The organism is Acidovorax sp. (assembly GCF_046339755.1).
In the GTDB taxonomy this organism is placed as follows: Bacteria; Pseudomonadota; Gammaproteobacteria; order Burkholderiales; family Burkholderiaceae_C; genus Acidovorax.
The window spans coordinates 1-25949 of sequence record NZ_JBKDTZ010000046.1 but is presented as its reverse complement, the minus strand read 5'-3'; the positions used below and the strand labels follow the sequence as shown (position 1 = coordinate 25949).

The following is a 25949-nucleotide window of genomic DNA, read 5'->3' as shown; positions in this document are numbered from 1 at the left end:
CGCCACCGCCACCACCGTAGCCGCCACCGCCGCCGCTGCGGCCACCGCCGCCATAGCCGCCACCACCACCGCCGCCAAAGCCGCCGCTGCGGGGGGGACGGGGTTCCATGGGGCGTGCTTCGTTCACCACGATGCTGCGGCCGCCCAGGGGCTGGCCGTTCATGCCGTTGATGGCAGCCTGGGCTTCTGGATCGCTGCCCATTTCAACAAAGCCGAAACCCTTGGAGCGGCCCGTGTCGCGCTCCATCATCACCTTGGCACTGGTCACTGCGCCGAATTGGCCAAAGGCCTGCTCCAGATCGCTGTCGCGCACCGAATACGGCAAATTGCCAACGTACAGTTTGTTGCCCATCGAGGGACTCCTCAAAAACACATGGATAAAGCGATGGAGTCCCGATACCGCAGCCAGCTAATCTCAATGACGCTCTCAGCGCGAAACTGACGGATCACCGCAAACTTGAGACGGGCAAAACCCGCCAAGCCATTATGCGCCACAAATTTCCCAAAAAAGCAAGCCTCATGGTCTGGCGGGGTACGGTGTGGTGGCATGGTGACAAATGCCACAGCGAAGAAAACAAGAGGTGCCTCTGGTCTGCCTTGGGCATGAAAAAAGGAGCCCGAAGGCTCCTTGTTTTTGTCCTCAGCAGGCCAGGCCTGTGGGAACGGGTGTGCGCTGCTTAGTAGCTGCCACGGCCACCGCCGTAACCACCACCACCGCCGCCGCCGCTACGGCCACCGCCGTAACCGCCGCCACCACCACCGCCATAGCCGCCACCACCGCCGCCGCCGAAGCCGCCGCTGCGTGGAGCGCGGGGCTCCATGGGACGGGCTTCGTTGACCACGAGGTCACGGCCGCCAAAGTTGGTGCCATGCACGCCTTGGATGGCGGCTTGTGCTTCGGCATCGCTGCCCATTTCGACAAAGCCGAAACCCTTGGAGCGGCCGGTGTCACGTTCCATCATGACCTTGGCGCTGCCAACCGAGCCGTACTGGCTGAAAGTTTGCTGCAGGTCTTCGTCGCGGAAGCTGTAGGGCAGGTTGCCCACGTAAAGTTTGTTGCCCATGAAAGGACTCCTGAAAAAACATGAAAACGCGATGGAGCCCGACGCAATCAACAAACCTGTGACGACTTCAAAGACGCGAAACTGACCAATCACCGCTAACCGCCTCGCTGCTGTGCAGAAAGGCGGGTCCATTATCAATCACTTTATGTGGCTTGTGGTGTTTTATTTCAGCAAGGGCAAACCCGGACTGACCCTTGCAAATCGGGGCAGCATCGGGTTTTCCCTGGGTCTTATGAACATTCGCATACAATAAGCGTGTCTTTGGGGAGTAGCCCGCCCGGTCGCGCCATGCGCCGGGGGCATGCGTCAACACACTTGGGTTCCTTGCAACCCATGGCGCATGCGGTTCTTCATTCTTTCTTGAATGATCTGGAACTGGGCAAGACCATTGACTGCATGCCGATCCAATGGCCGGAGTCGGGGTGCAGTCAATGCGTTGCTCACAACAATCCGGCCGGATTGTCCCCACACCATGGAAGCCTTCTTCGTTTCGACCGCCATCGTCGCCCTTGCCGAGATGGGCGACAAGACCCAACTGCTGGCGCTGGTACTCGCCGCCCGTTTCCGCAAACCCTGGCCCATCGTCCTGGGCATCCTGGTGGCCACACTGGCCAACCACGGTCTGGCCGGCGCCCTGGGTGCCTGGGTGACCACCATGCTGGGCCCTCAGATGCTGCGCTGGATACTGGGCGCTTCCTTCATCGCCATGGCCATCTGGATGCTGATCCCCGACAAGCTCGACGAGGAAGAGGCCGGGGGCACGCCGCGCTGGGGCGTCTTCGGCACCACGCTGATCGCCTTCTTCCTGGCCGAGATGGGCGACAAGACGCAGATCGCCACCGTGATGCTGGCGGCCCAGTACAACGCCTACCTGGCCGTGGTGGCGGGCACCACCATCGGCATGATGCTGGCCAACGCTCCGGTGGTATGGCTGGGCGAGCGCATCACGCGGCGCGTGCCCATCAAGGCCGTGCACATGGTTTCGGCCGGCATCTTCCTGGTGCTGGGCTGCATCGCGCTCTTCACTCCGGTGGCCGCGCCCTGAGCACATGCGCAACCCGCCCGGCTTTGGTATAGTTCCGTTTGCGCCGATTTGCCATAGCTTGCGGGCGCTTTATAAATTCTGCTAAAGACCCGACCGACACCCAAAGCCCGGCCTCGTTTTTAGCGATGCCGGGTTTTTTGTTGCCTATGTCGTTCATTGCCATATCCCAGTCCATGCGTTTCGAGGAGGTGCTGCCGCTGCAGAGCGGCGCCTCCATCCGCGACTATGTACTGGCCTACGAGACCTACGGCACGCTCAATGCCGAGCGCTCCAACGCCGTGCTGGTCTGCCACGCCCTCAACGCCTCGCACCATGTGGCCGGCGTCTACGAGGGCCAGCCGCGCAGCGAGGGCTGGTGGGACAACATGATCGGCCCGGGCAAGCCGGTGGACACCAACCGCTTCTTCGTGGTCGGCGTGAACAACCTGGGCTCGTGCTTCGGCTCCACCGGGCCCATGCACACCCACCCCGACACCGGCGAGGTCTACGGCGCCGACTTTCCGGTGGTCACGGTGGAGGACTGGGTCAACGCCCAGGCGCGCCTGCTCGACCGCCTGGGCATCACCCAGCTGGCCGCCGTGCTCGGTGGCAGCCTGGGCGGCATGCAGGCCCTGGGCTGGACGCTGCAGTACCCCGAGCGCATGCGCCACGCCGTGGTGGTGGCCAGCGCGCCCAACCTCACGGCCGAGAACATCGCCTTCAACGAGGTGGCACGCCGCGCCATCGTGACCGACCCCGACTTCCACGGCGGCCACTTCTACCGCCACGGCGTGATCCCGAAGCGCGGGCTGCGCATCGCACGCATGATCGGCCACATCACCTACCTGAGCGACGACGTGATGAACGAGAAGTTCGGGCGCCAGCTCAGGCACCAGGTGCTCGAACAGGGCAGCCAGGGCACGCCTGCGCCAGGCGGCGCGGGGGCCTACCGCTACAGCACCCAGGACATCGAGTTCCAGATCGAAAGCTACCTGCGCTACCAGGGCGACAAGTTCAGCGAGTACTTCGACGCCAACCCCTACCTCCTGATCACGCGCGCGCTCGACTATTTCGACCCGGCCTCGCACTACGGCGGCAACCTCACGCTGGCCCTGGCGCGGGCCACTGCCAGGTTCCTCCTGATCAGCTTCACCACCGACTGGCGCTTCTCGCCCCAGCGCAGCCGCGAGATCGTCAAGGCCCTGCTCGACAACCGCCGCCGCGTGAGCTATGCCGAGATCGACGCGCCGCACGGGCACGACGCCTTCCTGCTCGACGACCCGCGCTACATGGACACCATGCGCTCGTATTTCGACAGCATCGCCAGGGAGGTACAGGCATGACCGAGAAAGCCACCATGGAGGCGCTGGCGCGCCTGGTCCCCACCGGATCGCGCGTGCTCGACCTGGGCTGCGGCGACGGCGCCATGCTGTCCTACCTGCAGCGCGAGCGCGGCTGCAGCGGCTACGGCATCGAGATCGCCGACGCCAACGTGCTGGCCTGCGTGCGCCGTGGCGTGGACGTGATCCAGCTCAACCTGGACGAGGGCCTGGCCATGTTCGGCGACAACAGCTTCGACGTGGTGCTGCAGATCGACACGCTGCAGCACCTGCGCAATGCCGAGGTGATGCTGCGCGAGACGGCGCGCGTGGGCCGCACCGGCATCGTCGCCTTCCCCAACTTCGCGCACTGGCCGAACCGCCTGTCCATCCTGCGCGGGCGCATGCCCGTCACGCGGCGCCTGCCTTACCAGTGGTACGACACGCCCAACATCCGCGTGGGTACGTACAAGGACTTCGAGGTGCTGGCGCACAAGAACGAGCTGCGCGTGCTCGAATCCTTCGGCCTGCAGGACGGGCGCGAAGTGCGCGTGCTGCCCAACGTGATGGCGGGCACCGCCGTCTTCCACTTCGAGCACGCCTGAGCCCGCCGCAGGCGGGCGCCATGCGCGCGTCACGCAAGCGGGTTATGGTGGCGGGTTGGCAAACGCCCTCCGGAGATCCCCATGCGCCTTGACCCCTTGAAGTCCACCCTCGCCACCGTCCTGGCCACCCTGGCCCTGGGCGCCGCCGCCCAGCAGGCCTGGCCGCCCACGCCGACCGTGATCGCGCACCGCGGCGCCTCGGCGCTGCGCCCCGAGCACACCCTGGCGGCCTACCAGAAGGCCATCGACGACGGCGCCGACATCATCGAACCCGACCTGGTGATCACCAAGGACGGCGTGCTCGTGGCCCGGCACGAGAACGCCATCGCCATCCTCAACGCCGACGGCTCCGTGAAGGAAGCCACCACCGACGTGGTGGACCGCCCCGAGTTCGCCGCGCGCAAGGCCACGCGCAGCATCGACGGCCAGTCCATCACCGGCTGGTTCACCGAGGACTTCACGCTGGCCGAGCTCAAGACCCTGCGCGCCCGCGAGCGCATCCCGGCGCAGCGCCCGGCCAACGTGGCCTACAACGGCCAGTTCGAGATCCCCACGCTGCAGGAGGTGATCGACCTGGCCCGGGCGCAGAGTGCCAGGACCGGCCGCACCATCGGCATCTACCCCGAGACCAAGCACCCGACCTATTTCCAGTCCATCGGCCTGCCGCTGGAAGCGCCGCTGCTTGCGGTGCTGGAGAAGAACGGCTGGAACCACAAGGACGCGCCGGTGTTCGTGCAGTCCTTCGAGGTGGCCAACCTGCAGGCCATCCGCAAGCTGAGCAGCGTGCGCCTGGTGCAGCTGGTCGCCCCCTCGGGCCGGCCCTATGACTTCGTGGCCCAGGGCGCGGCCAACACGCGCAGCTATGCCGACCTGGTCACGGCCGAGGGCCTCAAGCAGATGGCCAGCTATGCCAGCGCCGTCGGCCCCTACAAGACCCTGGTGGTGCCGGTGAAGGACGGTGTCCTCGGCGAGCCCACTGCGCTCGTGGCCAACGCCCGTGCGGCAGGCCTGCCGGTGCACATCTGGACCCTGCGGCCCGAGAACAGCTTCTTGCCCACCAGCCTGCGCAAGGCCCCGGCCAGCGACGCCACCGCGCGCGGCGACAGCATTGCCGAGATCACGGCCTACCTGCGCGCCGGAGTGGATGGCTTCTTCACCGACGACTCGGCCGTGGGCCGCGCCGCCGTGAAGGCATTCACCGCGAAATAGCCCGTCAGGACGCCGCCACGGTGGCCGGGGTCCGGCCGCCGTGCCGCGCGCCCAGTGCACGCGCCCGGGCCACCCACGCCTGCAGGCGCTTCGCGTCGGCCGTGCGCACCGGGCCGAAGCTGTGCACCTTGGCGGGCCGGATGCCGCAGAACTCCAGGATGGTTTTCTTCATCTGGTGGTGGCCGGGCATGCGCGATACCCAGCGGAAATACCAGGGCGGCGAGTCCATGGTCACCAGCAGCTCGGCCGAGCGCCCGGCCAGCAGCTTGTCCCAGAGCGAGGAGCCCGGGCGGTACTTGAAGGCATAGCCGGGCAGCAGGACCCGGTCGATGAAACCCTTCAAGAGCGCCGGCATGGCGCCCCACCAGATGGGATAGACCCAGACCAGGTGCTCGGCCCACGCGATGTCGGCCTGCGCGGCCAGCAGGTCGGGCTCCAGCGGCTGCTCGCCATAGTGACCGGCATGCAGCAGCGGGTCGAAGTGCAGGCTGCCAAGGTCCAGCCGCCGCACTTCGGCGCCGGCGGCCTGCGCGCCCTCGGCGTAGGCGGTTGCCATGCCTGCGCACAGGCTGTTCAGGGCAGGGTGGCCAAGGATGACCAGAATGCGTTGTGCCACGAAGACTCCCGGGAATGGAAACCCCCATGCTCACCTTGACCCACGGGACAGAGTCAAGCAGCCGGATCAAGCGATCCGCAAAAGAGCGCTCAGGCGATGGCGCTTGCGAGGGGGGTGAGCTGGCGCAACGGACCCAGAAGCCCCTGCGGCGCCGCGCAGGCCGGCGGCACCGCGGGGGCGGCAAACGCATCGCAGGCCAGCAGTTCGGCCTGCAGCGCAGCCAGTTGCCCGTCAAGCGCAGCCAGGCGCGCCATCTCCCGCGCAACCGCCTCGCGCCGCTCGGCCAACAGCGCGGCCATGCGCACCCAGCCAGCGCTCTGGTGCAGCTCGGGAAGACCCTCGAGCTGCGCCAGGCTGAAACCCAGGCCCTGCGCCTGGCGGATCAGTTGCACGCGCGCCAAGTCGCCTTCGCCATAGTGGCGGTAGCTGCCCTCTCGCACCACCGTGCCCAGCAGGCCACGCGCCTCGTACAGGCGGATGGCCTTGGGTGTGGTGCCGGTGCGTTGGGCAAGTTCTCCGATGCGCATGGACAGGGATTTTGAAGCAAGGTGGCGGTGCACGGAAAATAGCAGGATCCCCCCGCAACCGCCAAGTCCCATGCCCCAGTTCGCCGCCAACCTGAGCCTGATGTACACCGAGCTGCCCTTCCTGGAGCGCTTTGCCGCTGCCGCGCGTGATGGCTTTGGCGCCGTGGAATGCCAGTTTCCCTATGCCTTCGCCCCGGCCGAGCTGGCCGCGCGGTTGGCCGACAACGGCCTGGCGATGGTGCTGTTCAACGCCCCGGCCAGCGGCAGTGACCGCGCCGCCATGGCCACGGCCTGGGAACGGCAGGCGCGCGGCACGGCGGCGCTGCCGGGGCACGAGGCCGAGTTCCGCCGCGGCGTACAGGAGGCACTCGAATACGCCGAGGCTCTGCAGTGCCCGCGCATCCATGTGCTCTCGGGCATGGTGCCGGCCGGGGTGGAGCGCGAATCGCTCAAGGGCCTGTGCGTGGACAACCTGCGCTGGGCCGCGGCCGAGGCGGCGCAGAGCGGGCGCGAGATCCTGATCGAGCCCATCAACCTGCGCGACATGCCGCGCTACTTCCTGAACCGCCAGGACCATGCCCACGAGCTGCTCGACGCGGCGCAGATGGCCAACCTCAAGGTGCAGATGGACCTGTACCACTGCCAGATCGTGGAGGGCGACGTGGCCAGCAAGCTGCGCCGCTACCTGCCCACGGGCCGGGTGGCGCACCTGCAGGTGGCCGGCGTGCCCGAGCGCCAGGAGCCCGACCGGGGCGAGCTGCACTATCCCTACCTGTTCGACCTGATCGACAGCCTGGGCTATGCCGGCTGGGTGGGGTGCGAGTACCGGCCGGCCGCCGGCACCTCCGAAGGCCTCGGGTGGCTGGAGCGCACACAGTCGGGTCACTGACATCAAAAGCCGCCGCTCGGTACGCAGCTCTGCGTAAGGGAATGCGTGAATAAATGTAACTGGCACTCGCGCGTAGAGTGAATGCAGACCGGCACAGCCGGCAGCAGTGCGCATTCACTTCCAGGAGACAAGCCCCGTGCCAGCCCCCCTTGCCAACAACCGTTCCGTCGCGCGCCAGGTCACGCTCATGGCCATTGCCCTGGTGGCACTGGTCATGGTGCTCGTGGGCCTGGCCATCGCCGTGCTGACCGAGCGCAACACCCGTGCCCAGTTGATCGCCAGCGTGGGCGACACGGCGCAGAGCGTGGCCCAGTCGCTCGACGCAGCCGACAGCACCAACCGCGAATTGGTGCAGCTCACCATGAAGGGCTTCCAGCGCTACTTCGATGCGGCCATGCACCTGGACGAGGCCACGGGCGAGCTGCGCAGCTACGGCGCGCTGGTCAACGAGGACTATGGCTCGGTGGACAAGTTCGCCAGCGAGACCGGCGGCATCGCCACCGTGTTCGCGCGCAAGGGTGAGGATTTCCTGCGCATCACCACCTCGGTCAAGAACGAGAAGGGCGAGCGCCAGCAAGGCACGCCGCTGGCGCGCACCGACCCGGCCTACCCGGCAGTGAGCAAGGGCGAGCCCTACACCGGCGTCACCGTGGTGGGCGGCAAGCCCTACATGGGCCACTACCTGCCCATCAAGGGCGACGCCGGCAAGATATCGGCGGTGCTGTTCATCGGCAACGACATCAGCGTGTTCCACGCCATGCTGCAAAAGCAGGTGGCGCAGACGCGCTTCTTCGAGCATGGCGGCACCTATGTGGTGAACCCCGGCGCCGGGCTCGACAAGGCGAATTTCGTCTACCACCCGAGTGCCGGCGGCAAGCGCGTGCTGGAGGCCTATCCCCAGGCCGGTCCCTTCCTGGAAGCGCTGGCCGCCTCCAAGGACGGCTATGTGCGCGAGGCCCTGCCGCTGCTGGGGCAGGGCGCCGAAGACCCCTTTGCCCTGGTGCGCAAGACCGCCGGCGGCTGGTGGGTGGTGGCCGAGGTGCCCTACGGCGAGGCCATGGCCGGCCAGCGCCGCGTCACGCTCGCCGTCTGGGCGCTGATGGCAGTGGCCGTGGCCCTGCTGGGCGTGGGCCTGTTCGTGGTGCTGCGCCGCGGGGTGAGCCGGCCGCTGCGCGACCTGACCCAGGCCATCACCCTGGTGGCCCAGGGCGACCTGACGCAGGCCTTCCGCACCACGCGGCGCGACGAGATCGGTGCGCTGGTGCAGGAAGTGGAGGGCATGCGCCAGCGCTACACGCAGATGCTGCAGCAGGTGCGCACGGCGGTGGACAGCATCGGCACCGCCAGCGCCGAGATCGCCAGCGGCAACCAGGACCTGTCGGCCCGTACCGAGGCCACGGCCAGCAGCCTGGCGCAGACGGCCCAGAGCATGGACCAGCTCACCGCCACCGTGCGCCAGTCGGCCGACGCCGCGCGCCAGGCCAACCAGTTGGCCAGCACCGCCGCCGAAGTGGCGGCGCGCGGCGGCCAGGTGGTGGGCGAGGTGGTGACCACCATGGGCGAGATCAACCAGAGCTCGCGCAAGATCGCCGACATCATCGGCGTGATCGACTCGATCGCCTTCCAGACCAACCTCCTGGCCCTCAACGCCGCCGTGGAAGCGGCACGCGCGGGCGAGCAGGGCCGGGGCATTGCCGTGGTGGCCAGCGAGGTGCGCAGCCTGGCCGGGCGCAGCGCCGACGCTGCCAAGGAGATCAAGCAGCTGATCAACGCCTCGGTCGAGCGCGTCGAATCGGGCGCGCGCCTGGTGCACAACGCCGGCACCACCATGGACGAGATCGTCGGCTCGGTGCAGCGCGTGGGCCACATCATCGGCGAGATCACGGCGGCCTCGGGCGAGCAGTCGGACGGCATCGGCCAGGTCAACACCGCGGTGAACCAGCTCGACCAGATGACGCAGCAGAACGCCGCCCTGGTCGAGGAATCGGCCGCCGCCGCGCACAGCCTGCGCGAGCAGGCCACCCGCCTGGCCGGTGCCGTGCAGGTGTTCAAGCTCTCGGGCACGCCGGCACTGGGCCTGGCGGCGGCCGAGGTGCCCGCGCTGCAATAGCCGGGGCGGGCACTTTTCTGGCGGGGGTATGCGGCGCCATCGTTTATCCTGACCCCCTTGCGGCCTTTGCCGCCCGTCCCGACTACGCGCCATGGTTCCCTTCACTGCCGACGTGCCCACCATGCTGGTGATGATCATCCTCTCATCGCTGGCGGCCGCCTTGGCCATGGCGGTCATGACCTGGGGCAAGCGCCGCGAAGGGGTGGAGCTGTGGGCACTGGGCCTGCTGCTCAATGCCATGGCCTATGCCCTGTTCGCCGGGCGCGGCCACCTCCCTGCCCTGCTGTCCATCGTGCTGGGCAATGTGCTGCTCAGCTGCATGTTCACCTGCCTGGTCGCGGCCCTGCTGCAGTTCCAGGGCCGGCCGCTGCCCTGGCCCGCCATGGCGGTCGCGCCGGTGCTCATGGCCGCCGGCATGGCCTGGTTCATCGACGACTACGCCTCGCGCGTGGTGGTCGCCGGGCTGCGGCTCGGGGCCCTGAACCTCTGGGCCCTGTGGATCCTGTTCTCGCGCCGCGGGTCCACTCCCGGGCGGGGCGCCTGGCTGGTCATGGCGGTTCTGGGCCTGCAGGTGCTGGTGTTCCTGGTGCGCGTGCTCGTGGTCGGCGGCAGCGACCAGCCCGCCACCGGCATCATGCAGCCCAGCGGCGTGCAGACGCTGACCTTCAGCACCACCTTCATCGAGCTGATGGTGGCCACCATGGGCTTCATCTTCATGGCCCGGGACCGGGCCGACGAGAACAACCGCCGCCTGGCGGCGCTGGACCCCCTGACCGGCGTGGCCAACCGGCGCGCGGCGATCTCGGCGCTGGACCGCGACGTGGCGCGCGCGGTGCGCACGCGCGAGTCCATTGCGGTGATGATGGTGGACATCGACCATTTCAAGCGCGTCAACGACCACCATGGCCACCCCGTGGGCGACCAGGTGCTGTGCAGCGTGGTGAACCTGCTGCGCGAGCGCCTGCGCTCCCAGGACCTGGTGAGCCGCTACGGCGGCGAGGAATTCCTCGTGGTGCTGCCCGACACCGACCTGATCGGTGCCCACCAACTGGCGCGCCAGCTGTGCGAATCGGTCTCCGGCGCACGCTACCGGCACGAGGGCAAGGACATCAGCGTCACGGTGAGCATCGGCGTCTTCGGCGGCCGGCTGGAGCCGGGCGACAGCTGGGACATGCTGATCTCGGCCGCCGACCGCGCCCTGTACCGCGCCAAGGAGCTCGGGCGCAACCGGGTCGAGGCCGCCGTCGCGCTGCACCCGCCCTCGGCGCCGTCCTCCCTGGACAGCAACCCCGAGACTCTTCCTGCTTCGGGATACTCGGGATATTGACAGGGACGCGGCCCATCCCATCCCGGGACAGGGGCCGTTGCGGGGCCATGGCGCGGGGGCGCGCATTGTGTTGGAATGGCGGTTTCATCCCGCCAGAGGAACACCACCATGAACGCCCGCGTCCCCTCCCACGCCCTGCAACCCGCACAGGCGCTCGAGCGGGTGAGCCAGGCGTGGGACACCGACATCCTGCGCCAGCTCACCGACTACATCGCCATCCCCGCCAAATCGCCCGGCTTCGCGCCGGACTGGGCCGAACTGGGCCTGCTCGACACCGTGGTGCGCAACGCCGCCGCCTGGGTGGAAGCACAGAAGGTCGCCGGCCTGAAGCTGGAGGTCGTTCGCCTCGAAGGCCGCACCCCCGTGCTGTTCTTCGAGATCGACGCCACGGCACCCGCCTCGACCCAGACCGTGCTGATGTACGGCCACCTGGACAAGCAGCCCGAGTTCTCCGGCTGGCGCAACGACCTGGGCCCCTGGACGCCCAAGTACGAGGACGGCAAGCTCTATGGCCGCGGCGGCGCCGACGATGGCTACGCGGTCTACGCCAGCATTGCCGCCGTGCAGGAACTCAAGCGCCAGAACGTGCCGCACCCGCGCATCGTGGGCCTGATCGAGACCTGCGAGGAGAGCGGCTCGGGCGACCTGCTGCCCTACATCAATGCCTTGAAGCCCCGCATGGGCGACGTGGCCCTGGTGGTCTGCATGGACTCGGGTGCCGGCAACTACGACCAGCTGTGGCTGACCACCAGCCTGCGCGGCATGGCCAGCGGCACGCTCAAGGTCGAGGTGCTGACCGAAGGCATCCACTCGGGCGACGCCTCGGGCCTGGTGCCCTCGTCCTTCCGCATCATGCGCCAGGTACTCGACCGCCTGGAAGACAGCGCCACCGGCCGCCTGCTGCCCGCCAGCTTCCACTGCGAAGTGCCGGCCGACCGCCTGGCACAGGCCCGCGCCACGGCCGCCATCCTGGGTGAGGAGGTGTACAAGCGCTTCCCCTGGGCGCACTACGACTGCGGCGGCTCCACCGCCTTCGCGCTGCCCACCACCACCGACCCGCTGCAGGCGCTGCTCAATCGCACCTGGACCCCTACGCTCAGCGTGACCGGCGCCGAGGGTTTCCCGGCCCTGAAGGACGCGGGCAACGTGCTGCGCCCCTACACGGCCTTCAAGCTCAGCCTGCGCCTTCCCCCGCTGGTGGATGCCGGCCAGGCGGTGCAGGAGCTCAAGGCGCTGCTCGAAGACAACGCCCCCTACCAGGCCAAGGTGACCTTCGAGCACGGCGGCGGCGCCACGGGCTGGAATGCCCCCAGCACAACGCCCTGGTTCGAGCGCTCGCTCAACGAGGCATCGCAGGCGCATTTCGGCGCACCCTGCGGCTACATCGGCCAGGGCGGCACCATTCCGCTCATGAACATGCTCAGCGAAGGCTTCCCCGCGGCGCAGATGATGGTCTGCGGCGTGCTCGGCCCCAAGAGCAATGCCCACGGCCCGAACGAGTTCCTGCACGTGCCCTATGCCAAGCGCCTCACGGCCTCGGTGGCGCACGTGATCGCCGCCATGGCGGCCGAACAGGCCGCTGTGGTGCCTGTACCGGCTGCCTGATGGCCCCTTGCGCCCGGTGCCGTGCACAACGGCGCCGGGCTTTCCAGCCTCCTGTTTGCGGGTCCCGATGATGGACAAAAGAGCTTTCCTGCACGCATGCGCCGCATCGGCCATCGTCTCTACCCAGACAGGTGCCTGGGCCCAGTCTGCACCAGCAAAGGGCACGCAGCACCAGCTGTCCGGTACCGGCAGCGATGGCAAGCCCGTCATGCTCTCCGACTTCAAGGGCAAGGTCTGCCTGGTGAGCTTCTTCACCGCTGGCTGTGCCCTGTGCGTGAACGAGCTGCGCCTGATGCGCGAGTTCTACACCAGCAACCGCCAGCGCGACTTCGTGCTGCTGGGCGTGAACATGGACGACAAAAGCGCGGATTTCATGCAGTACATCGACCTGCTCAAGGTATCGGTACCTGCCGAACAGCGCTTTCCCATCGCCTGGCGCAACGCCCCCGGCCACCAGGACAGTTTCGGGCCCATTGCCCGCAGGCCCACGCACTACGTGCTCAACCGCCAGCACCAGCAGGTGCTGCGCCGCGAAGGCCGCTTCCCGCCCACGGACTGGGACGATCTCTGGATCTCGCTCTCCTGAACCGCGCCGCATTGCCCGCCAAGCAACGCCATGGCACCCACCACGGCGGGCTGCGACTGAAATCCATTGACGCCGCCGCACAGGCCCGTCACGATGGCTGAATGAATGCGGCTTTTCCTGGTACCTGCCAGCAAGCGCCTGAACAGCCAACCCCCTTGACCCGCGCCCACCTGCGCGTTCCGATGCGCTTCCCGATGACCGAACCCGTTGCCTCCACCCTGACCACCTTCACCGCCAGCGATGGGGAGAACCTGGCCGTCCAGGACTGGCCCCTGCCGCCGGGCCAGGCCCAGCGGGGCACCGTGCTGCTGGTGCATGGCCTGGGAGAGCACGTGGGCCGCTATGACGCGCTGGCACGGCAGCTGGGGGACTGGGGCTTTGCCGTGCGCGGCTACGACCAGTACGGCCATGGCGAATCGAGCGGCCCGCGCGGCGGCCTCACTTCCGACAGCCGCCTGCTCGACGACCTGGCCGACATGGTGGACGCCGTGCGCGCACGCACCCCCGAGGGCCTGCCCCTGGTGCTGCTGGGCCACAGCATGGGTGGACTGGTGGCCTCGCGCTTCGTGGCGCTCGGCCTGCGGCCGGTGGATGCCCTGGTGCTGTCCTCGCCCGCGCTGGACCCCGGCCTGGGCGCGGTGCAGAAGCTGCTGCTGGCCACCTTGCCACGCATCGCCCCCAACCTGCGCGTGGGCAATGGCCTCGATGCGCAGTACCTGTCGCACGACACGGCCGTGCCCGCCGCCTACCTGGCCGACCCGCTGTGCCATGACCGCATCAGCGCGCGCCTGGCGCGCTTCATCGCCGACGGCGGCCCGGCCACCGTGGCGGCAGCGGGGCAATGGAAGGTACCGACCCTGCTGATGTGGGCCGGCAGCGACAAACTGGTGAACCCCGCCGGCAGCCGCGCCTTCGCGGCCGCCGCGCCCAGCGCCCAGGTGCAGTCACGCTGCTTCGAGCCGCTGTACCACGAGCTGTTCAACGAGCGCTCCGACCTGGCGGCGCCCGTGTTCGAAACCCTGCGCCAGTGGCTGGACATGCGCTGCCCGGCGCGCGCCGGCCGCTCCCCAAGCCGGGACCGGCTCGCCTCGGTCGCCTGATTCCGGTGCGCCTGCCTACTTGCTGAGCAGGCCGCCGAGCATGCCGAACAGATCGCTGCTCTGGCCCAGCCCCCCTTGGGGCGCATGGCCCTGCGGGGTGAGCTGATCGAGCAGGCCCGGCAGCACCTGTGCCAGCTGGTTGGCGGCATCGGACTGGCCCACGCCCAGCTGCGACGCCACCTGCGACAGCGGGCCGGTGCCCAGCACACGCGAGAGCTGGTCACCCGAGATGGGCTGGTTGGCCCCATGGCCGAGCCACGAGGCGATCATGTCGCCCAGGCCCGCCTGCTGGAACTTGGCCATCAGGCCCGGCAGGCCGCCCACCGGACCGTCATTGCTCACCAGGGACAGCACCGCCTGGATGAGCTGCGGGTTCTGAGCGGCCAGTGCCACCAGGCCCCCAAGGCCACCACCGCCTTGTGCGGCCGATGCACCCCCATGGCCCTGCGATGCGTTCTGAATGACAGCGCCCAGCACTGAATCGAGCAAACCCATGGTGATCTCCTGAAAAAAGTCAGGGCAGGGCCGAAGCGGCCCGCCACCTGGGGATGGTACGCAGGCCGGGGCCGGCCTTCATGTCAACAATGGTGAATTGTCCTACCACCCGTCGTCGTTCGATAGTGCCGGCGACTCACTTGCTGCGCGGCGCGCGCTTTTCGAGCAGCGGAGCGCTCACGCCCTGCACGCCCACCAGGCCGAGCACGGTGACCAGCGAGTTCTGCGCGCCCTTCCAGGCATCGGTCAGGTCGATCCATTCGGACAGTGCATGGAAGCCCCCGGTCTTGCCGCCACCGCCGATCACGATGGCCGGGATGCCCAGGGACATGGGCACATTGGCATCGGTACTGGCGCCGCTGAGCACGGTCTTGTGGCCGAACGCGGTGTTGGCGCGCACGGCGGCCTCGACCAGGATGGAGTCCACCGGCGTGCGGCCACCCGGGCGGTCGCCGATGAGCTTGGTCGATGCGCTCAGCGTATTCACGCCCCAGCGCTTGTTCTCTTCGGCCACGGCCTCGTCCACGGCGGCCAGCACCTGCTTTTCAGTAGCAAGCAAGGGCTCCATGGCGTCGGAGCGGATGTCCACCGCCATGCGCGCATCGGGCGCAATGGTGTTCACCGAGGTACCGCCGCCCACCGTGCCCACGGTGAAGGTGGTCTTGGGCGTGGCGGGTGTGCGGATCTCGGAGATCTTGGCGATGGCCCGGCCCATGCCGTGGATGGCGCTCGGTACCTGGCCGAAGGCCGCGAAGCTGTGGCCGCCCGGGCCCTTGAAGCTCACCTCGTGGCGGTGGCTGCCCGTGCCCTGCATCAGCACAGTGCCATCGGGTGCAGGCTCCAGCGCCACCAGGCCATCGATGTCCAGGTGCTCGGCGAACAGGTGCTTCATGCCGCGCAGGTTGCCGAGTTCCTCCTCGCCCACATTGCCCACGAAGACCAGGTCGCCGACGGTGGCGATGCGGTGGTCGTTGAGCACCTTGAGCCAGGACAGCAGCACGGCCAGGCCGCGCGTGTTGTCCGAGATGCCGGGCGCATACAGGCGGCCATCCCGCTCCTTGACCTTCACATCGGTGCCGGCCGGGAACACTGTGTCCATGTGCGCCGAGATCACCAGCTTGGGCCCCTGGCCCGTGCCCTTGCGCACGCCGACCACGTTGCCTTCGGCGTCGATGGCCGCATTGGTGAGCCCCAGCGCCTTCATGCGCGCCAGGAAGGCCTCGGCGCGCTTTTGCTCCTTGAACGGAGGCGCCTCGATCTCGGTGAGCATCTTCAGGTCGCCGGTGGCGCGCTCATGGTCGGCCTTGACGGCCTCGAGCAGCTTCTGGATCTGCGGCGCCGCCAAAAGCTGGGTGTAGGCCTGGTCCACCGCGGGGCGCAGCTGGGTGGGCGTGGGCGCAACGGCCTGGGCGTGCGCCGCACCGCCCAGCAGGACGGCAACGGACAGGGACACCGCGCTGGCGGCAAAAGCGAAACGACGGGCGGAGGCTTGGGTCATGATGAAAGGAAAATTGACAAACAAGGGCACAGTGCGGCACGGCACCAAAACCGTGGCACGCCGATGACCCAGCAATTGTTGGACCGCGGAAGGGCTTTGCGCTCTGCTTTAATCTACCCACCCGTCAGTTTTTCTTACATGCACCGCCATATCCCCAGCACCCGCGCGCTGCTCATCTTTGATGCCGTGGCGCGCCACCACGGCGTGGGCAAGGCCGCGCAGGAGCTGTTCCTCACGCACAGCGCCGTGAGCCAGCAGCTGCGCCAGCTCGAAGGCCAGTTGGGCCTGCAACTGGTGCAGCGCAGCGCGCGCGGCACCGAGCTGACCCCGGTGGGCCGGCGCTACCACGCGCAGATCACCGGCGACCTGCTGCGCCTGCAGAACCACACGCGCGAGGCCATGGCCCAGCGCGCCGACGGCACCAGCCTGCAGCTGGGCTGCGTGCCGGTGTTCGCCGAGCGCTGGCTGCTGCCGCGGCTGCCGGCCTTCCTCGCGCAGGAGCCGGGCTGCTGCGTGCACCTGCAGGTCTACCCCACGCAGACCTACATGGCCGAGATCCCCTTCGACGTGGCCGTGCAGTACGACGACGCGGCCTGGCCCGGGGCCCTGCAGCAACCGCTGCTGCGCGAGACCTGCGTCGCCGTCTGCGCGCCCGGCTCGCGCCACCGGCGTGCCATGGCACGTGGCGACTTCCGCTCCGTGCCGCTGCTGCAGCTCAGCTCGCGCCTGGGGGCCTGGGACGACTGGTTCACCCACGCGGGCATCGCGCACACACCGGCACACAGCCTGGGCGGGCACCGCTTCGATCTCTTTTCCATGCTGGTGGAGGCCGTGCGCGCGGACCTGGGCGTGGGCCTGGTGCCACGGTACTTCGTGCAGCGCGAGCTGCAATCGGGCGAGCTGGCGCTGGCCCATCCCTTCGTGGACGGCGGCCTGCGCGGCTACAGCCTGTTTGTCGCGCGTGAACGGGCAGAGGAACGCGCCATCGCCTCCTTCGTGCGCTGGCTCACGCATGCCGTGGCGGCAGACGCCCTAACTGCGCCGGCGCTGCAGGGCCAGCCATAGCAGGCCTGCGCCCGTCACCACGATGGGCACCAGCGAACCGGCGTTCAGCAACGTCCAGCCCTGGGTGGTGACCAGCACGCCCGAGGAAAACGCACTCACCGCCAGCGTGGCGAACACGCAGAAGTTGATGGCCGCCTGGGCCCGGTCCTTCTCCTCGGGGCGGTAGGCCGTCATGGCCAAGGTGGTCGCGCCGGTGAACAGGAAGTTCCAGCCCACGCCGAGCATGAACAGTGCGATGCCGAAGTGGTGCAGCTCCACCCCCGACAGCGCCACCGCCACACAGGCGAAGTTGAGCAGCACGCCCGTGCCCATCACCGGCAGCACGCCCAGGCGCTTGATCAGGTGGCCGGTGAAGAAGCCCGGCGCGAACATGCCGATCACATGCCACTCCAGCACCAGCGCCGACTGGTCGAAGGCAAAGCCGCAGACCTGCATGGCCAGCGGGGTCGCAGCCATCAGCAGGTTCATCACGCCATAGCCCAGGGCCGCACCCAGGATGGCCACCACGAAGGCGGGCTGGCGCATCAGTTCGGCCAGCGGCCGCCCCTGTTGCGGCTGGCCCGCCGCGTTGAGCACGGCGGGCGGCGCCTCGAAGCGGATGGCCGCCATGCAGGCCATGGCCAGCAGCGCCACGCCCATCAGCGCAATGTAGGCACCCGCAAACGGCACCGGGAACAGGGTGCGCGTGGCACTGGCCAGGTTGGGCCCGGCCACCGCGCCCAGCAGGCCCCCGGCCAGCACCAGGGACACGGCCTTTTCCCGGAATTCCGGCGTGGTGAGCTCGGCCGCGGCAAAGCGGTAGAGCTGCCCATTGGCGCTGTAGTAGCCCGCCACCACCGTGGCCGCGCACAACAGCCAGAACTGCGCGCTGAACGCGGCCCAGGCGCACAGCGCCGCCGAAAGCATGGCAACCGCGAGCCCGATCTGGAACGAGACCTTGCGCCCCCAGCGCGCCTGCGTGGCCGCCACCAGCGCGGTGGACAGGGCGCCGCCCACCACATAGCCCATCACCGGCAAGGTCGCCATCCAGCCATAGGGCGCGAGCTGCAGGCCCACGAGGCCGTTGATGGCGATGAAGACGACGTTGTTGGTGAGAAAGAGGCCCTGGCACAGGGCCAGCAGCCAGAGGTTTCGGTTCATTCGACGAAGCGCGCGGGGCAGGGGAAGGCAGCCATTGTGCACAGCCCCCCGGCGCAGGCTACTCCAGCCAACCCTTGGGGACCTTGTCGGCCTTGGTTTCCACCGGGTTGGCCGTGAGCGACTGGGCCGGGTACTGGCGCAGGAATTCCTTGGCCTTGTCCACGCGCGCATTCAGCCAGGCGTCGTAAGCGCCTTCGTTGAGGATGGCGGGCATGCTCTTTTCACTGCCCGGCTGCTGGTAGCGGTTCATGAGCGCATGGTTGTTGGCATTCACCGTGATCAGCGCATAGCTGAACAGCTCTTCCCCATCCGGCCCCTGCCAGCGCGCCCACAGGCCCGCCGCGCCCATGGGCTTGCCGTCCACGCGCGCGATGCGGGTGGGGCGGGCCTTGCTGCCCTGGCGAAAGTCGTCCTCGTAGAAGGCCGCCATGGGCACGATGCAGCGCTGGCCCTGCAACCACGCGTCACGGAAGGCGGTGCCGGTGGAGACGAGGTCCGACTTCGCATTCACCAGCTTGGGTGCGCGCAGCTTGCCGTCCGACGCCGACTTGACCCAGTGCGGCACCAGGCCCCACTGCGCAGGCACCAGTTCGCGGCGCCGGGAGGGCGCTGCATCCGCAGCAGCGCCCTCGCCCTCTGCCAGCGGCGCCTGCGGCGCAGCGGGCGCGCGGATGAAAAAGCCGCTCATGCGCGGCCACAGGTGCAGTTCGCTGGCGGCAGCAGGCGCTTCGACGCCGAAGGCCTCCGCGTAGGCGCTGGTGTGGCGCAAGGTCTCGTAGTGGGTGCTCATGCGCGGATGGTACCTGCGCATCCCCCACCGCGCCGAGCTCACGCTCATGCCATGGCCGCCGGATGCCATCAAGCGGATAGCACCCGGCGGGGCCTCAAGACCGCAGGTGCGCTCCCGATGCCCCCAAGGGGCGGGGCGAGGGCGACACCGCCACCCGGTTGCGCCCCAACGCCTTGGCCGTGTACAGGGCCTGGTCGGCCCGGTCCAGCGTGTGTTCGATGCTCTCTCCGGGCTGGTGCTGGGCCAGGCCTGCCGACACCGTGAAGCACACGGCCTCGGACACGTGCAGCACCTGGAGCTGGGCCACAGCACTGCGCACCCGGTCGAGCAGTTCCAGCCCGTCGTCCACGCGCGTGTCGCACAGCATCAGCACGAACTCCTCGCCGCCCCAGCGCGCCAGCACGTCGGTGTCGCGCACGCTGCCGCGCACGGCGGCGGTGAAGGCCTGCAGCGCCCGGTCGCCGGTGGAATGGCCGTGCAGGTCGTTGATGGGCTTGAAGTGATCGATGTCCAGCAGCGCCAGCAGCAGCGGGCGCCCGTTGCGCAGGCTGCGCCGCTGCTCCAGCAGCATCAGGTCGAGCATGGCCCGGCGGTTCAGCAGGCCCGTGAGCTCGTCGCGCATGGCCAGCTCGCGGTTCTCGGCCAGCTCCTGGGCCAGGGCTTCGCGCTGCAGGCGCAGGCGCTCGCGGATGCTCTGGATGCGCAGTTTCAGGGCCACGGAGCCCGCCAGCACAAGCAGCACCATGAGCGCGTAGGCCGTGTCCATGACGCTGTAGGAGCCGGCGTTGAACCGGGCCGCCGCGGCCACCGCCACCACGAAGGCCAGCAGCGCATAGCTGCCGATGCCGATCACCTGCGCCAGGGACAGGCCGAAGGTGCCGAAGAACAGGATCATGGCCAGCACGGCAGGCACCACGCCGCGCGCGTCGCCCGCGAGCACGTAGGCCACTGCGCCGCTGGTGATGGTCCAGGCCATCTGGACGATGGTGAGCGAGGGGTCGGGCAGGCGCTCGGACCAGCCGCTGAAAATCATGAGCGTCATCACCATCAGGCCGCCCACCGACAGGGCCGCCCACCACTGGACTGCCTCCTCGTGCGCGGTCATGCCCGCGCGCGCCAGCATGAGCATCACACCCGCACTGCCGGCCATGAGCAGCAGCGCGAGCAGAGCCATGCTGCCTATGGTGCGCCGGCGGCGATCGGTGGGAAGGACGGAGCCCACCAGCCGCTGCCAGTGGGTAGGTTTGTGCAAGGTGGCCTGCCTCTCCTGCCACGGGCACGTCGCCCGGGTTGGGCGCACTGGGCCAGCAGCGCTGGCCGGGATTTTACGGGCCGGACCCCTCGTGCGGGGGGTTTTTGTGTCGCCCGCGCGCCTGCTTCAGGCCAGGGTCAGCGCGGCCAGGGCCGCCAGCGGCGCTGTTTCGGCGCGCAGCACGCGGGGCCCCAGGGTGACGGCTGCAAACCCATGCTGCAGCGCAATATCCTCTTCCGCTGCGCTCAGGCCGCCTTCGGGACCCGAAAGGAACACCACCGGCGCGCCACCCGTGGCCCCTGCGTGCAACGGCACCGTGCCCGCCCGCAGCGACAGCAGCAGGCGCTGTGCCGCACCGGGGGTGCCCGCTGGGGCCTGCGCGCGCACCCAGGCAGCCAGGTCCACGGCAGCATGGACCACGGGCACGCGGTTGCGGCCGCACTGCTCGCAGGCGGCCACGGCCACGGCCTGCCAGTGGGCAATTTTCTTGTCGGCACGCTCGCCCTTGAGCTTGAGCACGCTGCGCTCGGCCACCAGCGGCGTGACGCTGGCCACGCCCAGCTCTGCCGCCTTCTCCACCAGCCAGTCCATGCGCTCGTTGGCGGTGATGCCGGCCAGCAGGTGCACGGCACGCGGCGCCTCGCGCTCGATGGCATGGTGGGCGCCCACCTGCACCCGCACGTCGCTGCGGCCCATGCGCAGCACGGTCGCGTCGAACTCGCCGCCGGGGCCGTCCTGGCCTCCATGGAACAGGGTGATGGCGTCGCCGGGCTGCAGGCGCAGCACCTGCACGTGGCGGGCAGCGCCTGGGGGCAGGTCGATCTCGGCGCCGGGCGCGAGGTCGGCAGGGCAGTGAAAGCGAGGCATGCGTGCTATCTCTTCAAGAGCAATTCAAACGCGACCAAAGGCATAGCCCATCGGGGCCTCGGTGCCTTCGATGGCGTCCAGCATCTTGAGCAGCGGGCCCAGCTGGCGGTAGCGGTTGGTTGTGGCCCGGATGTAGTTCAGGAAGCGCGGCGCGTCGGCCAGGTACCTGGGCTTGCCATCGCGCAGGGTCAGCCGGGCGAAGATACCGGCCACCTTGAAGTGGCGCTGCAGGCCCATCCACTCCACGCTGCGGTAGAACTCGCCGAAGTCGTCGCCAAAGCCGCTGGCGCTGGTCGCACCCAGCAGGCCCGCCTTGCGCGCCTTCTCCCAGTAACGCACCGTAATGTCGATGACAAATTCCTCTTCCCAGCTGATGAAGGCGTCGCGCATCAGGCTGGCGATGTCGTAGGTGATGGGGCCATAGACCGCATCCTGGAAGTCGAGCACGCCCAGCGGTGCCCCCGCCTGCAACGGCACCATGAGGTTGCGGGTCATGAAATCGCGGTGCACATAGACCTGCGGGGCCGCGAGATTGTGCGCCACGATGGCGTCGAAGGCGCTCGACAGCGTGGCCTGCTGCCCGGCATCGAGCGTGATGCCGCGGTGCTTTGCCAGGTACCAGTCGGGGAACAGCGCCAGTTCGCGGCGCAGCAGCGCCTCGTCGTAGGCGGGCAGCACACCGGGCTTGGAGGCGAGTTGCCACTGCAGCAGCACATCGGTGGCCTGCTGGTACCAGGCATAGGCGTCCTTGGGCTTTTCGGGGTCGAGCAGTTCGATCAGGGTCTGGTGCCCCAGGTCGGACAGCAGCATGAAGCCGCCCGCCTCGTCCCAGGCCAGGATCTGCGGCACGTTCAGGCCGGCATCGGCCAAGAGACGCTGCACCTGCACGAAGGGGCGGCAGTTCTCCTTGTCCGGCGGCGCATCCATCACGATGCAGCTCGTGCCCAGCGCGGTGTCGATGCGCATGTAGCGCCGGAAGCTCGCGTCGGCCGAGGCCGGGCGCAGGGTTTCGGGCTTCAGCTGGTGGCCACCCACCAGCGGTGCCAGCCAGGCGTCGAACGCGGCATGGCGCGCGGCGTCGGGCCAGGCGACGGTGCTGGAAGAGGGGGTTTGCCCCGGCGCAGGGGCCGGCGTGGGGGCGGAAGGTGGGGGGAAAGGGTGGCTCATGGATAATCCAATTTTACCGACCCGCTCCCCAGGCGCGGGTTGACCTTCCTCAGCCCAGCCCCTACCGTCCCACGTGCCACGCCGCAAGCCCCCCACCGTGCAGACCTCTTCCTCTCGGACCCGGCCCGCCACGGCACCCGGAGCGCGGCTGCGCCCGCCGGTGCCGCGTGCACTGGCCTATGGCGTGGCACTGGCCTGGTGCGGCCTGCCGCTGGCCGCGCTGGCGCAGGACGGCGCCAGCCCCGCGCCCAGCGCATGGGACGCCCCGCCGGCCTTGCGCACCTCGCCACAATTGCAGGAAGCCATTCCCGAGGCGGTGCGCCCCCGGCTGCCGATCTTCGTCACCGGCGACCACATCAGCGGGCAGACCGACCTGAACGCCACCATCGAGGGCAACGCCGAGCTGCGCCGTGGCGACACGGTGATCCGCGCCAACCGCCTGGACTACGACGTGCCCGAGGACCTGGCCAAGGCCCGCGGCGACGTGCGCATCAACCGCGCCGGCAATATCTACGAGGGCACGGCGCTCGACCTGCGGGTCGAGGCCTTCGAGGGCTTCTTCAACGACGCGCGCTACCGCTTCCTGGCCACCCAGGCCCATGGCGATGCCTCGCGCGTGGACTTCATTGACCGCCAGCGCTCCGTCGTCCACGACGCCACCTACACCACCTGCCAAAAAAACGATGAGGCCTCCTGGCAGCCCGACTGGGTGCTGCGCGCCAAGACCATCCGCATCGACCGCGAAGAGGACGTGGGCACGGCCGAGTACGCGGTGCTGGAATTCAAGGGCATCCCGCTGCTGCCGATCCCGCGCATCACCTTCCCGCTGTCGGACAAGCGCAAGTCGGGGCTGCTGCCCCCGTCCTTCGGGCTGGACAGCCGCGACGGCGTGGCCTACTCGCAGCCCTACTACTGGAACATTGCCCCGAACCGCGACGCCACGCTGCGCGCGGCCGTGCTGTCCAAGCGCGGCACCAACCTGGGCGGCGAGTTCCGCTACCTGGAACCGACCTACGTGGGCCAGATCAGCGGCGACTACATGCCCTCGGACCGCCTGCGCGACCGCGACCGCTGGGGCTTCACAGGCAAGCACGACGCCCTGATCGCCTCGCCCATCGGCGGCCTGAACCTGAACCTCAACCTCAACCGGGTGAGCGACGACAACTACTGGCGCGACTTTGGCCGCGTCTCCGAGCCGCTGCGCCAGCGCCTGCTGCCCGGCGACGCGACGCTCACCTGGGGCGCCGGCGACATGTCGGTGCGGGCCCGGGCGCTCAAGTGGCAGACGCTGCAGGATGTCTCGGCCCCCATCGTGCCACCCTACGACCGCATGCCGCAGCTGGTGTGGCACTACGAACCGACCATGCTCGCCGGCGGCTTCGATGCCAGCGTGCAGCTGGACACGACCCGCTTCCAGGCTGACCGCTTCCTGACCAAGCAGCCCGACGCCAACCGCACCTTCGCCGTCGCCCAGATCAGCCGGCCGTTCCTCGCGCCCGCCGGCTTCATCACGCCGCGCCTGCAGTTGCACACCACGCAGTACCAGTTCGATGGCCCGCTGAGCGACGGCTCGCGCTCGGCCAGCCGCACGCTGCCGACCTTCAGCCTGGACAGCGGCTTGGTGTTCGAGCGCGACGCCACGTTCTTCGGCCGCTCCTTTTTGCAGACCCTGGAGCCCCGGGCGTTCTACACCTACACGCCCTACCGCGACCAGAGCAAGCTGCCGCTGTACGACACGGCACTCAACGACTTCAACTTCGCCACGATCTATACGGAGAACTCGTTCGGCGGCAACGACCGCCTGGCGGACAACAACCTGCTGACCATGGGCGTGACCACGCGCCTGATCGACCCTGACTCGGGCGCCGAGGCGGCACGCTTCGGCGTGGCGCAGCGCGTGCGCTTCTCGGACCAGCAGGTGACCCTGCCGGGCGCTGCCCCGGTGAGCGAGCGCCTGTCGGACATCCTCGTGGGCGCGGGCATCAACTGGACCAAGAACTGGGCTTATGACTCCACGGTGCAGTACAACCCCAAGACCCGGCGCTCCATCCGCTCCACCATCGGCGCGCGCTACAGCCCCGGCAACTACCGCACGGTGAGCGCCGCCTACCGCTTCCAGCGCGGCACCAGCGAGCAGATCGACATCGGCTGGCAATGGCCGCTCAACGACCTGTGGGGCGACAAGGGCCAGGACCTGGGTCCGGGCCGCGGCCAGGGCCCCGGCCGCAGGTACACCATCGGCCGCCTGCCCTTCAGCATGCAGGACCGCAAGCTGGTGGACAGCGTGGTCGGCCTCGAATACGACGGCTGCTGCTGGATCGGCCGCGTGGTGCTGGAGCGCCTGCAGAACAGCGTCTCCACCTCCAATACCCGCCTGCTGTTCCAGATCGAGTTCGTCGGGTTCTCCCGCCTCAGCCTGGGCTCCAGCCCTCTCGATACCTTCAAGCAGAATGTGCCGCGCTACCAGAACCTGCGCGACCAGGTTGGCTCGCCCAGCCGCTTCAGCAACTACGACTGACTGACAACACCGCCATGAACCACCGTGTTTCCGCACTGGCATTTGCCTGCCTGGCTGCCCTCGCTTCCGGGGGTGCACTCGCGCAGGGCCTGCGCATTCAGGGCAACACCGGCCGCCCGGCCGCTGCCCCGGCCCTGAACCTGCCCCTGCCCGCCGCGAACCAGGGCCCGCAATCGGCCGACTTCATCGTGGCGGTGGTCAATTCCGAGCCCATCACCAACAACGAGGTGCGTGCACGCCTGGCCCGGGTCGAGCAGCAGCTGGCACAGCAGCAGGGTGGCAACCGGCCCCCGCGCGAGGCGCTGGCGCGCGAAGTGCTCGAACGCCTGATCCTGGAAAAGGCCCAGATCCAGCAGGCCAAGGAGATGGGTGTGAAGGTAGAAGAGTTCGCCCTCAAACAGGCCGAGCAGGGCATTGCCCAGCAAAACGGCATGACGCTCGAGGACATGCACCGCCGCCTGGCCCGCGAGGGCACGAGCCCGGAGCGTTTTCGCGAAGAGCTGCGCACCCAGTTGCTGATGCAGCGCCTGCGCGAACGCGATGTGGATTCCAAGGTGAAGGTCAGCGACCAGGACATCGACCAGTTCCTGCGCGAGCAGCAGTCGGGTACCGACGCATCGTCGATGGAGATCAACCTCGGCCACGTGCTGGTGCTGGTGCCCGAGAACGCCACGCCCACCCAGGTGGCACACCTGCAGGCCCGCGCCCAGAGCGCGGCCGACAAGGCGCGCGCCGCCGGCAGCGATTTCGCCGCCGTGGCCGCCGAATTCTCCGACGCCCCCGAAGGCAAGCGTGCCGGTGGCCTGCTGGGCCTGCGCCCGGCCGACCGCTACCCCGAGCTGTTCGTCAACTCCGTGCAGGGCCAGCCCGTGGGCGGCATCGTCGGCCCGGTGCGCTCGCCGGCCGGCTTTCACGTCCTGAAGGTGGTGGAGCGCAACGTGGCCGGCCTGCCCTCGACCGTGGTGCAGAACCGCGCGCGGCACATCCTGCTGCGCCCCAGCGCCCAGCTGACCGAGGCCGCAGCCGCCGCACGCCTGGCCGACTACCGCCGCCGCATCCTGGCCGGGCAAGCCGACTTCGCCACCCTGGCGCGCGAGAACTCGGTGGATGGCAGTGCCAAGCAGGGGGGCGCCCTGGGCTGGGCCAGCCCCGGCCGCTACGTGCCTGAATTCGAGC

At 68.8% G+C, this 25949-nt stretch carries 24 protein-coding genes and 1 riboswitch; of the genes, 13 read left to right on the top strand and 11 right to left on the bottom strand.

Annotated features, from left to right (window positions below):
• Together ACK59X_RS03825 and ACK59X_RS03820 are read right to left on the bottom strand one after the other, a co-directional pair.
• Nucleotides 1–352: RNA recognition motif domain-containing protein (locus tag ACK59X_RS03825; protein ID WP_409955320.1), on the bottom strand; the 352-nt coding region annotated here is incomplete at its 3' end.
• A gap of 325 nt (nt 353–677) precedes the next feature.
• Nucleotides 678–1064 (bottom strand): RNA recognition motif domain-containing protein, encoded by a 387-nt coding sequence (locus ACK59X_RS03820; RefSeq protein WP_409955318.1) that lies wholly within the window; start codon nt 1062–1064, stop codon nt 678–680.
• Nucleotides 1065–1315: 251 nt separating this feature from the next.
• Nucleotides 1316–1441, top strand: a riboswitch (yybP-ykoY riboswitch).
• 95 nt (nt 1442–1536) lie between these two features.
• Here ACK59X_RS03820 and ACK59X_RS03815 point away from each other — a divergent pair.
• From ACK59X_RS03815 to ACK59X_RS03800, 4 genes are all read left to right on the top strand, one after another.
• Entirely contained in the window at nt 1537–2109 is a 573-nt protein-coding gene (locus ACK59X_RS03815; RefSeq protein ID WP_409955316.1) for a TMEM165/GDT1 family protein, read from the top strand.
• Nucleotides 2110–2255: 146 nt separating this feature from the next.
• A complete protein-coding gene (locus ACK59X_RS03810) occupies nt 2256–3431 on the top strand; it encodes a homoserine O-acetyltransferase (protein WP_409955314.1) in 1176 nt (391 codons plus the stop codon).
• Complete coding sequence (gene metW, locus ACK59X_RS03805; protein WP_409955312.1) at nt 3428–4012, top strand: methionine biosynthesis protein MetW; 585 nt, start codon at nt 3428–3430, stop codon at nt 4010–4012. The genes ACK59X_RS03810 and metW overlap by 4 nt, the downstream gene beginning before the upstream one ends.
• A gap of 81 nt (nt 4013–4093) precedes the next feature.
• Nucleotides 4094–5221, top strand: a complete 1128-nt coding sequence (locus tag ACK59X_RS03800; protein ID WP_409955310.1) for a glycerophosphodiester phosphodiesterase — start codon at nt 4094–4096, stop codon at nt 5219–5221.
• A gap of 4 nt (nt 5222–5225) precedes the next feature.
• Here the strand turns inward: ACK59X_RS03800 and ACK59X_RS03795 are convergent, their stop codons facing one another.
• Together ACK59X_RS03795 and ACK59X_RS03790 are read right to left on the bottom strand one after the other, a co-directional pair.
• Complete coding sequence (locus ACK59X_RS03795; protein WP_409955308.1) at nt 5226–5837, bottom strand: NAD(P)H-dependent oxidoreductase; 612 nt, start codon at nt 5835–5837, stop codon at nt 5226–5228.
• Between the two features lie 89 nt (nt 5838–5926).
• Complete coding sequence (locus ACK59X_RS03790; protein ID WP_409955306.1) at nt 5927–6364, bottom strand: MerR family transcriptional regulator; 438 nt, start codon at nt 6362–6364, stop codon at nt 5927–5929.
• 70 nt (nt 6365–6434) lie between these two features.
• Between ACK59X_RS03790 and otnI the strand changes: the two genes are divergently transcribed.
• From otnI to ACK59X_RS03760, 6 genes are all read left to right on the top strand, one after another.
• Nucleotides 6435–7253, top strand: a complete 819-nt coding sequence (gene otnI / locus ACK59X_RS03785; RefSeq protein ID WP_409955304.1) for a 2-oxo-tetronate isomerase — start codon at nt 6435–6437, stop codon at nt 7251–7253.
• 136 nt (nt 7254–7389) lie between these two features.
• Nucleotides 7390–9363, top strand: coding sequence for a methyl-accepting chemotaxis protein (locus tag ACK59X_RS03780; RefSeq protein WP_409955302.1), 1974 nt, complete (start codon nt 7390–7392; stop codon nt 9361–9363).
• 91 nt (nt 9364–9454) lie between these two features.
• Nucleotides 9455–10690 carry a GGDEF domain-containing protein gene (locus ACK59X_RS03775; RefSeq protein ID WP_409955300.1) on the top strand — a complete coding sequence of 412 codons (1236 nt, stop codon included), beginning with the start codon at nt 9455–9457 and terminating at the stop codon, nt 10688–10690.
• 108 nt (nt 10691–10798) lie between these two features.
• Nucleotides 10799–12295, top strand: coding sequence for a M20 family metallopeptidase (locus tag ACK59X_RS03770; RefSeq protein WP_409955298.1), 1497 nt, complete (start codon nt 10799–10801; stop codon nt 12293–12295).
• Nucleotides 12296–12365: 70 nt separating this feature from the next.
• A complete protein-coding gene (locus tag ACK59X_RS03765) occupies nt 12366–12881 on the top strand; it encodes a TlpA family protein disulfide reductase (protein ID WP_409955296.1) in 516 nt (171 codons plus the stop codon).
• A gap of 194 nt (nt 12882–13075) precedes the next feature.
• Nucleotides 13076–13981 carry a lysophospholipase gene (locus tag ACK59X_RS03760; protein WP_409955294.1) on the top strand — a complete coding sequence of 302 codons (906 nt, stop codon included), beginning with the start codon at nt 13076–13078 and terminating at the stop codon, nt 13979–13981.
• A gap of 15 nt (nt 13982–13996) precedes the next feature.
• Here ACK59X_RS03760 and ACK59X_RS03755 read toward each other — a convergent pair whose 3' ends face one another.
• Nucleotides 13997–14476 (bottom strand): YidB family protein, encoded by a 480-nt coding sequence (locus tag ACK59X_RS03755; RefSeq protein WP_409955292.1) that lies wholly within the window; start codon nt 14474–14476, stop codon nt 13997–13999.
• A 136-nt stretch (nt 14477–14612) separates the two neighbouring features.
• Nucleotides 14613–15974: a M20/M25/M40 family metallo-hydrolase gene (locus ACK59X_RS03750; RefSeq protein ID WP_409955290.1), complete on the bottom strand. Its 1362-nt coding sequence runs from the start codon at nt 15972–15974 to the stop codon at nt 14613–14615.
• 138 nt (nt 15975–16112) lie between these two features.
• On the opposite strand from ACK59X_RS03750, the gene ACK59X_RS03745 reads away from it, so the two are divergent.
• Nucleotides 16113–17039 carry a LysR family transcriptional regulator gene (locus ACK59X_RS03745; protein ID WP_409955288.1) on the top strand — a complete coding sequence of 309 codons (927 nt, stop codon included), beginning with the start codon at nt 16113–16115 and terminating at the stop codon, nt 17037–17039.
• Here the strand turns inward: ACK59X_RS03745 and ACK59X_RS03740 are convergent.
• The 5 genes from ACK59X_RS03740 to ACK59X_RS03720 all read right to left on the bottom strand — a co-directional run bounded on the left by ACK59X_RS03740 (nt 17007) and on the right by ACK59X_RS03720 (nt 22255).
• Complete coding sequence (locus ACK59X_RS03740; protein ID WP_409955286.1) at nt 17007–18179, bottom strand: MFS transporter; 1173 nt, start codon at nt 18177–18179, stop codon at nt 17007–17009. The genes ACK59X_RS03745 and ACK59X_RS03740 overlap by 33 nt on opposite strands.
• Before the next feature lie 58 nt (nt 18180–18237).
• On the bottom strand, nt 18238–18969 hold the full coding sequence (locus tag ACK59X_RS03735; RefSeq protein WP_409955284.1) for an SOS response-associated peptidase: 732 nt from the start codon (nt 18967–18969) through the stop codon (nt 18238–18240).
• Between the two features lie 94 nt (nt 18970–19063).
• Nucleotides 19064–20221: a diguanylate cyclase gene (locus ACK59X_RS03730; RefSeq protein WP_409955282.1), complete on the bottom strand. Its 1158-nt coding sequence runs from the start codon at nt 20219–20221 to the stop codon at nt 19064–19066.
• A 126-nt stretch (nt 20222–20347) separates the two neighbouring features.
• On the bottom strand, nt 20348–21088 hold the full coding sequence (locus ACK59X_RS03725; protein WP_409955280.1) for a 16S rRNA (uracil(1498)-N(3))-methyltransferase: 741 nt from the start codon (nt 21086–21088) through the stop codon (nt 20348–20350).
• Between the two features lie 24 nt (nt 21089–21112).
• Nucleotides 21113–22255, bottom strand: a complete 1143-nt coding sequence (locus tag ACK59X_RS03720) for an aminoglycoside phosphotransferase family protein (protein WP_409955279.1) — start codon at nt 22253–22255, stop codon at nt 21113–21115.
• Between the two features lie 97 nt (nt 22256–22352).
• Between ACK59X_RS03720 and ACK59X_RS03715 the strand changes: the two genes are divergently transcribed.
• Complete coding sequence (locus ACK59X_RS03715; protein ID WP_409955277.1) at nt 22353–24773, top strand: LPS-assembly protein LptD; 2421 nt, start codon at nt 22353–22355, stop codon at nt 24771–24773.
• Between the two features lie 14 nt (nt 24774–24787).
• A partial coding sequence (locus ACK59X_RS03710; protein WP_409955275.1) for a peptidylprolyl isomerase occupies nt 24788–25949 on the top strand: 1162 nt, incomplete at its 3' end.

What these genes read in the sequence shown, in the direction of transcription:
- ACK59X_RS03735 (WP_409955284.1), bottom strand. Translation starts at nt 18,969, where the DNA reads ATGAGCACCCACTACGAGACCTTGCGCCACACCAGCGCCTACGCGGAG.
- ACK59X_RS03800 (WP_409955310.1), top strand. Translation starts at nt 4,094, where the DNA reads ATGCGCCTTGACCCCTTGAAGTCCACCCTCGCCACCGTCCTGGCCACC.
- ACK59X_RS03770 (WP_409955298.1), top strand. Translation starts at nt 10,799, where the DNA reads ATGAACGCCCGCGTCCCCTCCCACGCCCTGCAACCCGCACAGGCGCTC.
- ACK59X_RS03760 (WP_409955294.1), top strand. Translation starts at nt 13,076, where the DNA reads ATGACCGAACCCGTTGCCTCCACCCTGACCACCTTCACCGCCAGCGAT.
- ACK59X_RS03820 (WP_409955318.1), bottom strand. Translation starts at nt 1,064, where the DNA reads ATGGGCAACAAACTTTACGTGGGCAACCTGCCCTACAGCTTCCGCGAC.
- metW (WP_409955312.1), top strand. Translation starts at nt 3,428, where the DNA reads ATGACCGAGAAAGCCACCATGGAGGCGCTGGCGCGCCTGGTCCCCACC.
- ACK59X_RS03745 (WP_409955288.1), top strand. Translation starts at nt 16,113, where the DNA reads ATGCACCGCCATATCCCCAGCACCCGCGCGCTGCTCATCTTTGATGCC.
- ACK59X_RS03725 (WP_409955280.1), bottom strand. Translation starts at nt 21,088, where the DNA reads ATGCCTCGCTTTCACTGCCCTGCCGACCTCGCGCCCGGCGCCGAGATC.
- ACK59X_RS03720 (WP_409955279.1), bottom strand. Translation starts at nt 22,255, where the DNA reads ATGAGCCACCCTTTCCCCCCACCTTCCGCCCCCACGCCGGCCCCTGCG.
- ACK59X_RS03740 (WP_409955286.1), bottom strand. Translation starts at nt 18,179, where the DNA reads ATGAACCGAAACCTCTGGCTGCTGGCCCTGTGCCAGGGCCTCTTTCTC.
- otnI (WP_409955304.1), top strand. Translation starts at nt 6,435, where the DNA reads ATGCCCCAGTTCGCCGCCAACCTGAGCCTGATGTACACCGAGCTGCCC.
- ACK59X_RS03750 (WP_409955290.1), bottom strand. Translation starts at nt 15,974, where the DNA reads ATGACCCAAGCCTCCGCCCGTCGTTTCGCTTTTGCCGCCAGCGCGGTG.
- ACK59X_RS03815 (WP_409955316.1), top strand. Translation starts at nt 1,537, where the DNA reads ATGGAAGCCTTCTTCGTTTCGACCGCCATCGTCGCCCTTGCCGAGATG.
- ACK59X_RS03765 (WP_409955296.1), top strand. Translation starts at nt 12,366, where the DNA reads ATGGACAAAAGAGCTTTCCTGCACGCATGCGCCGCATCGGCCATCGTC.
- ACK59X_RS03810 (WP_409955314.1), top strand. Translation starts at nt 2,256, where the DNA reads ATGTCGTTCATTGCCATATCCCAGTCCATGCGTTTCGAGGAGGTGCTG.
- ACK59X_RS03775 (WP_409955300.1), top strand. Translation starts at nt 9,455, where the DNA reads ATGGTTCCCTTCACTGCCGACGTGCCCACCATGCTGGTGATGATCATC.
- ACK59X_RS03790 (WP_409955306.1), bottom strand. Translation starts at nt 6,364, where the DNA reads ATGCGCATCGGAGAACTTGCCCAACGCACCGGCACCACACCCAAGGCC.
- ACK59X_RS03755 (WP_409955292.1), bottom strand. Translation starts at nt 14,476, where the DNA reads ATGGGTTTGCTCGATTCAGTGCTGGGCGCTGTCATTCAGAACGCATCG.